Source organism: Qipengyuania profundimaris, assembly GCF_030717945.1.
In the GTDB taxonomy this organism is placed as follows: Bacteria; Pseudomonadota; Alphaproteobacteria; order Sphingomonadales; family Sphingomonadaceae; genus Qipengyuania; species Qipengyuania profundimaris.
This window is the reverse complement of the sequence record NZ_JAVAIM010000001.1, coordinates 120,849-132,752: the sequence shown is the minus strand read 5'-3', so window position 1 is coordinate 132,752 and position 11,904 is coordinate 120,849. Positions and strand designations below refer to the sequence as shown.

The following is an 11,904-nucleotide window of genomic DNA, read 5'->3' as shown; positions in this document are numbered from 1 at the left end:
CGCCGTATGGACATGCAAGACGATATCGCGCTCGCCAATCGCCTGGCTGACGCTGCCGGGGACGCGATCCGGCCACTGTTCCGCGGGGACTGGCAGGCGGATCAGAAGGAAGATCACTCCGCCGTCACCGAAGCGGACCGCGCTGCCGAGGCCGCCATGCGTTCCCTGCTGGAAGCCGAACGCGCGGATGACGGCATTATCGGCGAGGAATACGGCAGCGTGCGCGAAGGCGCGGCGCGCCAATGGGTGCTCGACCCGATCGACGGGACGCAGAGCTTCGTTGCCGGCCGACCGATCTTCGGGACATTGATCGCCCTGCTTCAGGACGGTTGGCCGGTGCTAGGGATCATCGACCAGCCGATCCTCGGCGAGCGCTGGGTGGGCGCTATCGGACAGCCGACAACGCTCAACGGCAAGGCGGTCACGACGCGTCGGTGCCGCGCGCTGGAAGGCGCGTCGATCGCTACGACCAGCCCGCATGCTTTTGCCGAGGACGACGTCGACGCTTATTTGCGGGTGGTGGCCAAAGCCTATCCGCAGCGCCCGTGGCCGGTATATGGCGGGGACTGCTACAATTACGGCCTGCTTGCAGCGGGCCATCTCGACATCGTCATCGAAAGCGGCCTCAAGCTGCACGATTTTGCCGCGCTGGTGCCGGTGGTCGAAGGCGCCGGCGGGACGATGAGCGACTGGCAGGGAAATCCGCTCGACGCGAACAGCGATGGCCGTGTGCTGGCGCTGGGCGAACCCGCCCGCCTGGAGGATGTGCTCGAAGCGATGGGCGGTATTGGCAGCGACAGCCATAATCACGACGGGCACTGAGCGAGGCGCGGCACGTTCCGCCACAATGAAAACGATTTGCGTAACCGGAGCGGGCGCGGGCATCGGCCGGGCGACCCTGATGCATTTTCACGGGGCTGGCTGGCGGGTGGTCGGCCTCGACAAGGATGCCGAAGCTCTGGCCGAACTGCGGTCAGCCCTGCCGCGCGATACTGCGCTGCTGCTGACGTGCGATGTCGGCAAGGAAGGTGATGTGACGCGCAGTTTCGCGCGGATCGAGGATTGGCTCGATGGCGCAGCGCTCGATTGCCTCGTCAACAATGCCGGCGTCGCCGATCCCTATTGCGGGCCGCTGGAGGACCTTGCGTTGTCCGACTGGCAGGCGTGGATCGATGCGAGCCTGACTGCCGCCTTCCTGTGCAGCCGGGCCGCTGTGCCGCTGCTCCGCTGCGCCGAGACCGGGGCGAGCATCGTCAATATCTCCAGCACGCGCGCGGTGATGAGCGAGCCGGAATGTTTCGCCTACGCCTCGGCCAAGGGCGGGCTGGATGCGCTGACCCATGCGATGGCAGTCTCGCTCGGCCCCGAAGTTCGCGTCAACGCCATCCGGCCCGGCTGGATTGAGACGGGACCATGGCAGAAGACCGGCGAACGACGCGAAGCTAACCACCGCGAAAAGGACTGCGACCAGCATCCCGCCGGACGTGTCGGCACGCCGCAGGACATCGCCGAGGCAATCGAATACCTTCATGGCGCGGGCTTCGTCACCGGCCAGCACATCAATGTCGATGGTGGCATGACACGCAAGATGATCTACGAAGACTGACATGGATCTGGGGGGCAGACTTCGCGGCAGGGTCGCGCTGGTAACCGGCGCAGCACGCGGCATGGGGCTGGAGATCGCGCGGCGGCTGGCGGCCGAGGGTGCGATCGTCTGGCTGGGCGGTCGGGATCGGACGGCGCTCGAAGAAGCGACCGGCACAATTAAGGGTGATGCGCGAGTGCTCACCTTCGATGTCGACGACGAAGCCGCCTGCATCGCAGCTCTTGGCGAAATCGAGAAAGCCACCGGGCTCGACATCCTCGTCAACAATGCCGGAGCACGCGACCGGCGCGGTTTCGCCGAAATCGAACGCGCCGACATGGAGCGGCTGCTGCGCACAAATCTCGTCGCGCCCTTCGATCTTGCGCGGCGCGTAGTGCCGCTGATGCGCGCACGCGGATATGGGCGGATCGTCAATGTCACTTCCATCGCCAGCGAGATAGCGCGCGGCGATGCGTCCTACACGGCGAGCAAGGCGGGGCTCGACGGCGTGACCCGTTCGCTCGCGGCGGAGCTCGGGCCGGACGGCATCACGGTCAACGCGGTCGCCCCGGGCTTCGTGCTGACCGAGGCGAATGCGGAGTGGTTCGAGGAATCGAGCGAGATCGCCGACCATCTCGCGCGCCGCACTTCGCTCGCCCGTTGGGCCAAGCCGGAAGAGATTGCCGGTGCGGTGGCATTCCTGGTTTCGGAGGACGGATCCTACGTCACCGGTCACACGCTGATCGTCGACGGCGGCTACGTCACGCACTTCTGACTGCGCTTGCATTTCCGCCCAGAATCGCTATCTGCGCGCCCTTCACCGACACGTGAATCACCGCCGGTCTGGCCGAAAGGGCTGCCAGGGCTGGTCGGACGTGTCTCTGCAAAGGAGATGAAAATGCCCAAGCTGAAGACCAAGAGCGGTGTGAAGAAGCGCTTCAAGATCACCGCAACCGGCAAGGTAAAGCACGGCGTGGCCGGCAAGCGTCACCGCCTGATGAGCCACAATGCCAAGTACATCCGCCAGAACCGCGGCACCACCGTCCTGTCCGAAAACGACTGGAAAGCGGTGAAGAAGTGGGCCCCCTACGGCCTCGACTAAAGCCCGTCTGCGTTTTTTAGGAGTACAACAGCATGCCACGTATCAAGCGCGGGGTTACCACCCGCACCAAGCACAAGCGGCTTCTGGACCAGGCCAAGGGCTATCGCGGTCGCCGCAAGAACACCATTCGCGTCGCGCGCCAGGCCGTCGAAAAGGCCGGCCAGTATGCCTATCGCGACCGCAAGGTTAAGAAGCGCAACTTCCGCGCCCTGTGGATCCAGCGTATCAACGCCGCGGTCCGCGCCGAAGGCCTGACCTATTCGCAGTTCATGCACGGCACCAAGCTGGCCGGCATCGAGCTCGACCGCAAGGTCATGGCCGATCTCGCCATGAACGAAGGCGCGGCCTTCAAGGCGATCATCGAACAGGCCAAAAAAGCGCTGCCGGCGTAAACTTCGCTTCCAGCGATTGTCTATATGAAAAAGGGCGTCCGGTCGGGCGCCCTTTTTCGTTCCAACTTGTCGAATGCTTCCGCGGCGCTACAATGATACAGTGAGGGAGGTGTCGAGTGGCCAGCGATTGCCAGATCGACGTGCAATTCTTTGCCGCACCGGCGGATATCGCTCCCTGCTTTACCACTATCTATCTCATGACTGTCGATCTTCCGCCCGGCGAGCGAGTGGTCGACATGTTGCTGCCCGAGTGGGCGAACATGCGCTTTTACAGCGATACGGTCGCGGGACCGGACTCGGCTGCGCTGCGGTCCGCCGGGGCGCAACGCTTCCAGGCAACCGGGCCGAGCGCACAGCCGACGCGCTTCGAGATCGGGCGGAGCCGAGTGTGGGGCATGGGCCTCAGTCCGCTGGGCTGGGCGCGCTATGTGGGCGCGGAGGCGGCCGATTTTGTGAACCTGGTTTTCGACGGAGAGGCCGAAGAGGCGTTCGCCAAGCTCAGCACGCTTTGCGAAACGCTATGCTGCGCCGAGCGAGACCTCGATCGGCAATTCGAGTCAGTGTGCGAACAATTGCGAACGGCGGCGCCCATGCCGAAAGACGCCGACAGGATTATCGCCGTACAGGAGGCGATGGCCGATCCCTACCTTACCCATGTCGAGGATTTCGCCGACAGGCTGAACCTGTCGAAACGAACGCTGGAGCGACTGTGTAAACGCCATTGCGGCTTTAGTCCGCGCGTGCTGCTCCGGCGGCAGCGTTTGGTACGCACATTGGGCGCCTTTCTGACGGAACCCGGAAGCTGGACCTCGGTGATCGATCGGCACTATCACGATCAGGCGCATTTCGTTCACGAATTCAAATTCTTCATAGGTATGAGCCCGAGCGAGTATGTGGCGATGCCGCATCCCGTGCTCGGTGCCTTCGCTGCCGAACGACGCAGGGTCTGGGGATCGCCCGTCCAGTCCTTAGACAGGCAGCGATAGTTTCTCGCAAAGCGGTTGCATTTTGCTATTGCCCGTACCGATGTTGTTCCGAACGCCATCGATCCTGCGCATGGGCGGGCCCCGCGCATGAGCGGCTCTGCGTTGGGCAGCGCGGTCAAAGTGCGCTTTTACCTGCCGCCCGAAGACCTGCGCCCTTTCGTAACTACCATCTATCGGCTGGATGTGAGCCCGGATCCGGCCGGACCGATCGAGGATGCCCTGCATCCCGAGTGGGCCAATATCCGCTTGATTACGCAAGGCGACATCGAAGCCTCGGTCGGTGACGCGCGGCTGGAGCGCGTGCCGCGAGCGATCCTGGTCGGACCGACCAGCCGCGCAACCCGCTTCCGCGCTGAAGCGGCACAGAGCTGGGGCATCGGACTCTTGCCGCTCGGTTGGGCGCGGATCCTCGACCAGCCGGCAGACGAGTATGCCGATCTTTTCGCCGACCTCTCGCAGGAGCGCGCACTCGCACGGCTGGCTCCGATTACCGCGTGTCTCGCGATCGAACCGGCTGATCCGCAGACATTCAAGGATTGTCTTGCCGACGCGATCCGCGCGCTGTTGCTCTCCCCACAGTCCCGCGACACGGACATCGTCGGGTTGGAACGTGCCTTGGTGGACAAAAGCGTGCATACGGTTTCGCATCTTGCAGCACATACCGGCATGAGCCTTCGGACGCTCGAACGACTGTCCAAATCCGTATTCGGTTTCACTCCGCAGCTGCTATTGCGGCGTCAGCGATTTCTGCGCAGCCTCGCGCAATTCATGCTCGACCCTTCGCTCAAATGGATCGAAACGCTCGACAGTCACTATCACGATCAGGCGCATTTCGTGCGGGACTTCAAGCGTTTCATGGGCATGAGCCCGAGCGCCTATGCCAAACAGCCTCACCCCGTACTCGGAGCCGCCGCGCATGCCCGCAAGGCGATCGCGGGGGAAGCGATGCAAGTGCTGCACAAACCGCCGGAAGGTTGACCCGCCCGGCGCAAAGCAGCCACCGCCAACAAGTCCTTGCAAAGCTTGAAAATATTTGGCAGGCAGCCGGCCTTCGAGGCGCCCATGCATGACCGTCCCACGAGAATTGTCGAGACAGCAACCGATCAGGTCGCGATGCTCGTTGCCGGACCTCCACCTGACCTGGCGCCATTCCTTTCGGGCTATTACTGCACGCGCATCGAGGCCGGCGGCATCCTGGAAGAATGGATGCCGCCGGAGGAGGCGAACCTGCGCACCGGCGTTGCCGATCACTATTGCGCCGTTATCGGACCGGGCGAGCCCCAACCGGTCCCTCCGATCATCCTGAGCGGCTCGACCGACCGCGGCACTTATGTCCAGGTGTCGTCGGGAGAATATTGGGGGGTCGGCCTCACGCCTGCAGGGTGGGCCCGCTTCATCGGCATGCCGGCCAGCGATTTTGCCAATCGCTTCGACGATCTTGGCTGCTACCCTCACCTGGACGCATTGCATGCCGTGTTCCAGACAGTCCTGTCCGGGACGCTGGACGATAGCGGCGTGATCACCTTGTTCGACACGACGTTTCGCGCGCTTCTGGGTGACAGGATTGACGGCGAGGGCACGATCCACGCAATCCACCTCGCGATAGCTTCCGGAAGACCGATTCCGACCGAACAGCTGGCCAGCATGGCGGGGATGAACGTGCGGGCGATCGAACGGTTCTGCAAACGCCATTTCGGCTTCCCGCCGGGGGTGCTCCGGCGGCGCCAACGTTTTTTGCGCAGCCTGGGTCGCTATATGATGGATCCATCTATGCGCTGGATCGAAAGCCTCGACAGCCACTATACCGATCAGGCGCATTTCATTCGCGACTTCCGCAACATCATGGGCATGACCCCGGGACAATACGCCAAACGTCCTCATCCGGTCGTGTCGGCCGCGGTGCGGGTGACGAGCAAGGCTGCGGGGGTTGCGATGCAGGCGCTCCACACCCCTCGCACCGGCTAGGGTAGTGCGGCAATCGGGGCTTGGGAACGGTGCCCGAAGGCGCTAGAGGGCGCGTTCATCTTTATTGCCGGGGCCATTTCGCACTACCCATGACCGATCTCGAAACTCTCAAAACCGAAGCGCTCGGCAGGATTGCGGACGCCCAGAATGCCGCTGCGCTGGAGGCTTTGCGGGTCGAATTCCTCGGCAAGCAGGGCTCGATTTCGGGCCTCATGAAGACGCTCGGCAAGATGACGCCCGAAGAGCGCCAGACCGAAGCGCCCAAGATCCAGGGCCTGCGCGGCGACGTGGCCGATGCGATCGCTGCCAAGAAAGAGCAGCTCGACGAGGCCGAGCTCGAAGCGCGGCTGGCGAACGAGGTGCTCGACCTGACGCTGCCTGCACCCGCAACGCCGAAGGGTTCGGTCCACCCGGTCAGTCAGGTGATGGACGAGCTGGCGGAGATTTTTGCGGACCTCGGCTTTACCGTCGCCACCGGGCCGGAGATCGAGGACGACTGGCACAATTTCACTGCGCTCAACATGGCGGAAACGCATCCCGCGCGCGCGATGCACGACACGTTCTATTTCCCGGATTTGGACAGCGAGGGTCGCCGTATGCTGCTCCGGACTCACACGAGCCCGGTCCAGATCCGCTCCATGGCCGAGCAGGGTGCGCCGATCCGCATAATCGCACCGGGCCGTGTCTATCGCAGCGACAGCGACGCAACGCACACACCGATGTTCCACCAGGTCGAAGGTCTCGTGATCGACAAAGGCATCCACCTGGGCCACTTGAAGTGGACGCTGGAGACTTTCCTCAAGGCCTTCTTCGAGCGCGACGATATCGTGCTGCGGCTGCGCCCGAGCTACTTCCCCTTCACCGAACCGTCGGTCGAAGTCGATGTCGGCTGGCAGGATGTGAATGGTCGCCGCGTTCTGGGCGGAGACGGCGATGCACCGGGCCACGGCTGGATGGAGCTGCTCGGCAGCGGCATGGTCAACCGCCGCGTGCTGGAATTCGCGGGCGTCGATCCGGACGTCTATTCGGGCTTCGCCTGGGGCCTCGGCGTCGATCGCCTCGCGATGCTCAAATACGGCATGGACGACCTGCGCGCCTTCTTCGACGGCGATTATCGCTGGGCGGAGCATTACGGCTTCTCGCCCTTCGATCAGCCCACCCTGTCTGCCGGCGTAGGAGCGCGCGCATGAAGTTCTCGCTCGAATGGCTGAAGCACTTCCTCGACACCGATGCCTCGGTGGCGGAGATCGCGGCTGCGCTGAACCGGATCGGCCATGAGGTCGAAGGGATCGAGGACCCGGCGGACAAGCTCGCCGGTTTCCGCGTCGCGAAGGTGCTGACGGCAGAAAAGCATCCCGATGCCGACAAGCTGCAGGTCCTCAGCGTCGATACCGGTGATGGCCAGCCGCTACAGGTCGTCTGCGGCGCGCCCAATGCACGCAGCGGCATGAAGGGCGTGCTCGGCCTGCCCGGAGCGGTCGTCCCCGCGAACGGTATGGAATTGCGCAAGAGCGCGATCCGCGGCGTCGAAAGCAACGGCATGATGTGCTCGGTGCGCGAACTCGAGCTCGGCGACGAGCATGACGGCATCATCGAACTGCCAGAGGATGCGCCGGTCGGTACGAGCTTCGCAGATTACAGCGACGCCTCTCCGGTGTTCGACGTGGCAATCACTCCCAACCGCCCCGATTGCATGGGCGTGATGGGCATCGCGCGCGATCTCGCGGCAGCGGGGCTCGGTACGTTTAAGCCGATCGAGGTCCCGAGTATCGACGGCGAGGGTGAGTGCCCGGTCGAAATCCGCACCGACGATCCGGAGGGCTGCCCGGCGTTCTATGGCCGCGTCATCCGCGGCGTCGACAACACCAGACCCTCGCCTGGGTGGATGCAGCGCCGCCTAAAGGCAGCGGGTCAGCGCCCGATCAGCGCTCTGGTGGACTGCACGAATTATCTCATGCTCGCCTGCGGCCGTCCGGCGCATGTCTACGATGTCGCCAGGCTGTCCGGTCCCGTCGTCGCGCGCCGCGCGCAGGATGGCGAGACGATCGAGGCGCTGAACGAGAAGACCTACACGCTCGATGACACGATGACGGTTATCGCCGACGATGCCGGCGTGCACGACATCGGCGGGATCATGGGCGGCGAGCATTCGGGCGCGACCGAGGGCACGACCGACGTATTGCTCGAGATCGCCTATTTCGATCCCGAGCGCATCGGTGTGACGGGTCGCAAGCTGGGCCTCGCGTCCGACGCGCGTACGCGGTTCGAGCGCGGCGTCGATCCCGCGTTTCTCGACGATGGCCTTGCGCTGCTGACAGACCTGATCGCGCAAACCTGCGGCGGCACGCCGACCGAGGCGACGCGCGCCGGAAAGCCGCCGGTCGAGTCGATGGTGGTGCCGTTCGATCCCGCACTGACGAGCCGCTTGGGCGGCGTCGACGTGGCCGAGGACGAGCAGCGTCGCATCCTGACCGAACTCGACTTCAAGGTAGGCCCCGACTGGCAGGTCACCTGCCCGCCGCGTCGCCATGACATCGAAGGCCCGGCCGATCTGGTCGAGGAAGTGGTTCGCATTTACGGCCTTGAGAATGTCGCAAGCGTCGCCCTGCCGCGCGCCGACGGTGTCGCGCAACCGACCGCTTCGCCGCAGCAGAAGCTCGAGCGCAAACTGCGCCGCGCGGCGGCCGCTCGTGGGCTGAACGAGGCGGTGACCTGGTCCTTCCTTCCCACCGGTGACGCCGAGCATTTCGCGGACGGCGCACAGTTGTGGGTGCTCGACAATCCGATCAGCGAGGACATGAAGGCGATGCGCCCCTCGCTCATCCCCGGCTTGCTCGCTGCGGCCAAGCGCAATGCGGATCGCGGCGCGCCGGGTACGCGCTTATTCGAAATTGGACGGCGCTATTTCCGGGGCAAGGACGGCGCGAGCGACGAGAAGCCGACGCTTGGTGTCGTGCTCGCGGGCGAAAAGGCACCGCGGGGATGGGCGCAGGGCAAGGCTAGCCAGTTCGACGCCTATGACGCCAAGGCCGAAGCGCTCGCGCTGCTCGAAGCCGTTGGTGCGCCGGTCGAGAATCTTATGGTCATGGGTGAAGCGGGCGACCAGTTCCACCCCGGCCAGTCCGCGACGCTGCGGCTCGGACCCAAGAACGCGCTGGCGCGCTTCGGCGCGCTGCATCCGAAGACGCTCAAGGCCTTCGACGTCGAGGGCCCGGTCGTCGCGGTTGAGATTTTCCTCGATGCCATCCCGGCGAAGAAGGGTGAGGGGACTTTCGCACGCCCAAGCTACACGCCGCCCGCATTGCAGGCGATTACGCGCGACTTCGCCTTCCTCGTCCCCGCCGATCTCGCCGCCGCCGACCTCGTGCGGGCGGTGAAGGGTGCGGACAAGCAGGCGATCGTCTCCGCGCGCGTGTTCGACGTCTTCGCCGGGCAGGGTGTGCCCGAAGGCAAGAAGTCGGTCGCAGTCGAGACCGTGCTCCAGCCAGACGAAAAGAGTTTCACCGACGAGGAGATTAAAGCGATCTCGGACAAGGTCGTCGCCGCCGCCGGCAAGCAAGGCGCGGAGTTGCGCGGATGACCAGGACTGCTTTCGTAACCGGGGCCACCGCGGGAATTGGCGAGGCGACTGTCCGTGCGCTGGTCGCCAAGGGCTGGCGCTGCGTTGCGACGGGACGCCGCAAGGAACGGCTCGATGCGCTGGTCGCGGAGCTGGGGGCGGACAACATCCATCCCTGCGTTTTCGATGTGCGCGAGGAGGCGGCGATGGATGCCGCCATTGCTGGCCTGCCCGAGGACTTCGCCGGCATCGACCTGCTGGTGAACAACGCCGGTCTCGCGCAGGGCCTCTCGCCCGCGCAGGAGGCGGACCTCGACGACTGGCAGACCATGATCGACACCAATGTGACGGCCATGGTAAAGCTGACGCGCAAGTTGCTGCCCGTGCTGATCGAGCGCAAGGGCGCGATCATCGCAATCGGCTCGGTCGCGGGGAGCTATGTCTATCCGGGCGGCAATGTCTATGCCGGGTCCAAGGCCTTCGCGAACCATTTCACGCTGGCCCTGCGCGCCGACCTCCATGGCACCGGCGTGCGCGTGACGAGCATCGAGCCGGGCATGGTCGAGACCGAGTTCACGCTCGTTCGCACCGGCAGCCAGCAGGCCAGCGACGATCTCTATCGCGGCTCCGACCCGATGACTGGAGAGGACATCGCGAACACCATCCTATGGGTCGCGGAGTTGCCCTCGCACCTCAATATCAACCGTATCGAACTGATGCCGGTGAGCCAGGATTTCGCCGGCTTCCGCGTTGCCCGCGACTGAGTATTACATGACTTCCAATCGCCGTACTTTCGCGATCATTTCGCACCCCGACGCGGGCAAGACGACGCTTACCGAAAAGCTGCTGCTGCAGGGCGGGGCGATCCACCTTGCTGGCGAAGTCAAGGCGCGCGGCGCGGCGCGGCGGGCGCGGTCGGACTGGATGAAGATCGAGCAGCAGCGCGGCATCTCGGTCACTTCCAGCGTGATGACCTTCGAGAAGGAGATCGACGGCGAAGTCATCACCTTCAACCTGCTCGACACGCCGGGGCACGAGGATTTCTCCGAAGACACCTACCGTACGCTGACCGCGGTCGATTCCGCCATCATGGTGATCGACGTCGCCAAGGGGATCGAGAGCCAGACGCGCAAGCTGTTCGAAGTCTGCCGCCTGCGCAACGTGCCGATCATCACCTTCGTCAACAAGGTCGACCGGGAAGGTCGCCCGTTGTTCGAGATTCTCGACGAGGTGGCCGATGCGCTGGCGCTCGATGTCAGCCCGCAGAACGCGCCGCTCGGCATGGGTGGGCTGTTCACCGGCGTACTTGATTTCGCCAGCGACACGGTCACGCGGCCCGAAGGCGGCAGCAAGGAGTTCCTCGGCAAGCGCGAGCCGCTGGGCGATCTGCCGGAGGACCTCGAAGAAGAAATCGAGCTGACGAAGATCGGCTATCCCGAATTCGACCTCGAAGCCTATCGCAATGGCGATCTGACACCGGTGTTCTTCGGGTCGGCGCTCAAGAATTTCGGGGTCGAGGAGCTGATCGAGGCGATCGCCAAATGGGCCCCGCCGCCGCGCCCGCAGCCGGCTGGTGAGGAGCAGATCAGCCCGGAGCGCGACGAGGTTACCGGCTTCATCTTCAAAGTACAGGCCAACATGGACCCCAACCACCGCGACCGGATCGCTTTCATGCGGCAGGTTTCGGGCACTTTCAAACGCGGCATGAAACTGACGCCGAGCGGACTCGGCAAGCCCATTGCGGTCCACTCGCCGATCCTGTTCTTCGCGCAGGATCGCGAGATCGCGGACACGGCCTTCGCGGGCGACATCATCGGCATTCCGAACCACGGCACGCTGCGCGTCGGCGATACGCTGTCCGAGAAAAACGATGTGCGCTTCACCGGCCTGCCGAATTTTGCGCCGGAGATCCTGCGCCGTGTCGTGCTGGCCGATCCGACCAAGACCAAGCAGCTCAGGAAAGCGCTCGACGATCTCAGCGAAGAAGGTGTGATCCAGGTCTTCTACCCCGAGCTCGGGGCGCAGCATATCGTCGGCGTGGTCGGCCAACTGCAGCTGGAGGTGCTGATCTCTCGCATGGAGGCGGAATACAAGGTGAAGGCCAATCTCGAGCCGTCGCCCTTCGCCACCGCACGCTGGCTCAAGGGCGACGACAAGGCGCTGGACGAATTCGAGAAATTCAACCGCGCCAATCTCGCGCGCGACCGCGATGGCGATCTGGTGTTCATGGCCAAGAGCCCGTGGGATGTGAATTATCAGGAAGAGAAGAACCCGGACCTGACCTTCTCCGCCACGAAGGAGCGTTGAGGTTGAAA

Annotated in this window: 12 protein-coding genes; all 12 read left to right on the top strand. The window is 64.3% G+C overall.

Features of this window, described 5'->3' with window-relative positions; translation table 11 throughout:
• Positions 1-6 precede the first annotated feature (6 nt).
• The 12 genes from Q9K02_RS00655 (at position 7) to Q9K02_RS00600 (ending at position 11,896) form a co-directional block, all read left to right on the top strand.
• A complete protein-coding gene (locus Q9K02_RS00655; RefSeq protein ID WP_305931139.1) occupies positions 7-822 on the top strand; it encodes an inositol monophosphatase family protein in 816 nt (271 codons plus the stop codon).
• A 25-nt stretch (positions 823-847) separates the two neighbouring features.
• Positions 848-1,606 carry an SDR family NAD(P)-dependent oxidoreductase gene (locus Q9K02_RS00650; protein WP_305931138.1) on the top strand — a complete coding sequence of 253 codons (759 nt, stop codon included), beginning with the start codon at positions 848-850 and terminating at the stop codon, positions 1,604-1,606.
• 1 nt (position 1,607) lies between these two features.
• Entirely contained in the window at positions 1,608-2,360 is a 753-nt protein-coding gene (locus Q9K02_RS00645) for an SDR family oxidoreductase (RefSeq protein ID WP_305931137.1), read from the top strand.
• 123 nt (positions 2,361-2,483) lie between these two features.
• Entirely contained in the window at positions 2,484-2,687 is a 204-nt protein-coding gene (rpmI, locus tag Q9K02_RS00640) for a 50S ribosomal protein L35 (RefSeq protein WP_278329536.1), read from the top strand.
• Positions 2,688-2,719: 32 nt separating this feature from the next.
• A complete protein-coding gene (gene rplT / locus Q9K02_RS00635) occupies positions 2,720-3,079 on the top strand; it encodes a 50S ribosomal protein L20 (protein ID WP_278329537.1) in 360 nt (119 codons plus the stop codon).
• A 116-nt stretch (positions 3,080-3,195) separates the two neighbouring features.
• Entirely contained in the window at positions 3,196-4,065 is an 870-nt protein-coding gene (locus Q9K02_RS00630) for an AraC family transcriptional regulator (RefSeq protein WP_305931136.1), read from the top strand.
• A gap of 87 nt (positions 4,066-4,152) precedes the next feature.
• A complete protein-coding gene (locus Q9K02_RS00625) occupies positions 4,153-5,043 on the top strand; it encodes a helix-turn-helix domain-containing protein (RefSeq protein ID WP_305931135.1) in 891 nt (296 codons plus the stop codon).
• Between the two features lie 84 nt (positions 5,044-5,127).
• Entirely contained in the window at positions 5,128-6,030 is a 903-nt protein-coding gene (locus Q9K02_RS00620; protein WP_305931134.1) for a helix-turn-helix domain-containing protein, read from the top strand.
• Between the two features lie 89 nt (positions 6,031-6,119).
• Positions 6,120-7,220: a phenylalanine--tRNA ligase subunit alpha gene (gene pheS / locus Q9K02_RS00615; RefSeq protein ID WP_305931133.1), complete on the top strand. Its 1,101-nt coding sequence runs from the start codon at positions 6,120-6,122 to the stop codon at positions 7,218-7,220.
• Positions 7,217-9,610 (top strand): phenylalanine--tRNA ligase subunit beta, encoded by a 2,394-nt coding sequence (gene pheT, locus Q9K02_RS00610; RefSeq protein ID WP_305931132.1) that lies wholly within the window; start codon positions 7,217-7,219, stop codon positions 9,608-9,610. The genes pheS and pheT overlap by 4 nt, the downstream gene beginning before the upstream one ends.
• On the top strand, positions 9,607-10,353 hold the full coding sequence (locus Q9K02_RS00605; protein WP_305931131.1) for an SDR family NAD(P)-dependent oxidoreductase: 747 nt from the start codon (positions 9,607-9,609) through the stop codon (positions 10,351-10,353). Before pheT ends, Q9K02_RS00605 begins: the two co-directional genes overlap by 4 nt.
• A 7-nt stretch (positions 10,354-10,360) precedes the next feature.
• A complete protein-coding gene (locus Q9K02_RS00600; protein WP_305931130.1) occupies positions 10,361-11,896 on the top strand; it encodes a peptide chain release factor 3 in 1,536 nt (511 codons plus the stop codon).
• The last annotated feature ends 8 nt before the right edge of the window (positions 11,897-11,904 follow it).

What these genes read in the sequence shown, in the direction of transcription:
- Q9K02_RS00655 (WP_305931139.1), top strand. Translation starts at nt 7, where the DNA reads ATGGACATGCAAGACGATATCGCGCTCGCCAATCGCCTGGCTGACGCT.
- Q9K02_RS00650 (WP_305931138.1), top strand. Translation starts at nt 848, where the DNA reads ATGAAAACGATTTGCGTAACCGGAGCGGGCGCGGGCATCGGCCGGGCG.
- Q9K02_RS00645 (WP_305931137.1), top strand. Translation starts at nt 1,608, where the DNA reads ATGGATCTGGGGGGCAGACTTCGCGGCAGGGTCGCGCTGGTAACCGGC.
- rpmI (WP_278329536.1), top strand. Translation starts at nt 2,484, where the DNA reads ATGCCCAAGCTGAAGACCAAGAGCGGTGTGAAGAAGCGCTTCAAGATC.
- rplT (WP_278329537.1), top strand. Translation starts at nt 2,720, where the DNA reads ATGCCACGTATCAAGCGCGGGGTTACCACCCGCACCAAGCACAAGCGG.
- Q9K02_RS00625 (WP_305931135.1), top strand. Translation starts at nt 4,153, where the DNA reads ATGAGCGGCTCTGCGTTGGGCAGCGCGGTCAAAGTGCGCTTTTACCTG.
- Q9K02_RS00620 (WP_305931134.1), top strand. Translation starts at nt 5,128, where the DNA reads ATGCATGACCGTCCCACGAGAATTGTCGAGACAGCAACCGATCAGGTC.
- pheS (WP_305931133.1), top strand. Translation starts at nt 6,120, where the DNA reads ATGACCGATCTCGAAACTCTCAAAACCGAAGCGCTCGGCAGGATTGCG.
- pheT (WP_305931132.1), top strand. Translation starts at nt 7,217, where the DNA reads ATGAAGTTCTCGCTCGAATGGCTGAAGCACTTCCTCGACACCGATGCC.
- Q9K02_RS00605 (WP_305931131.1), top strand. Translation starts at nt 9,607, where the DNA reads ATGACCAGGACTGCTTTCGTAACCGGGGCCACCGCGGGAATTGGCGAG.
- Q9K02_RS00600 (WP_305931130.1), top strand. Translation starts at nt 10,361, where the DNA reads ATGACTTCCAATCGCCGTACTTTCGCGATCATTTCGCACCCCGACGCG.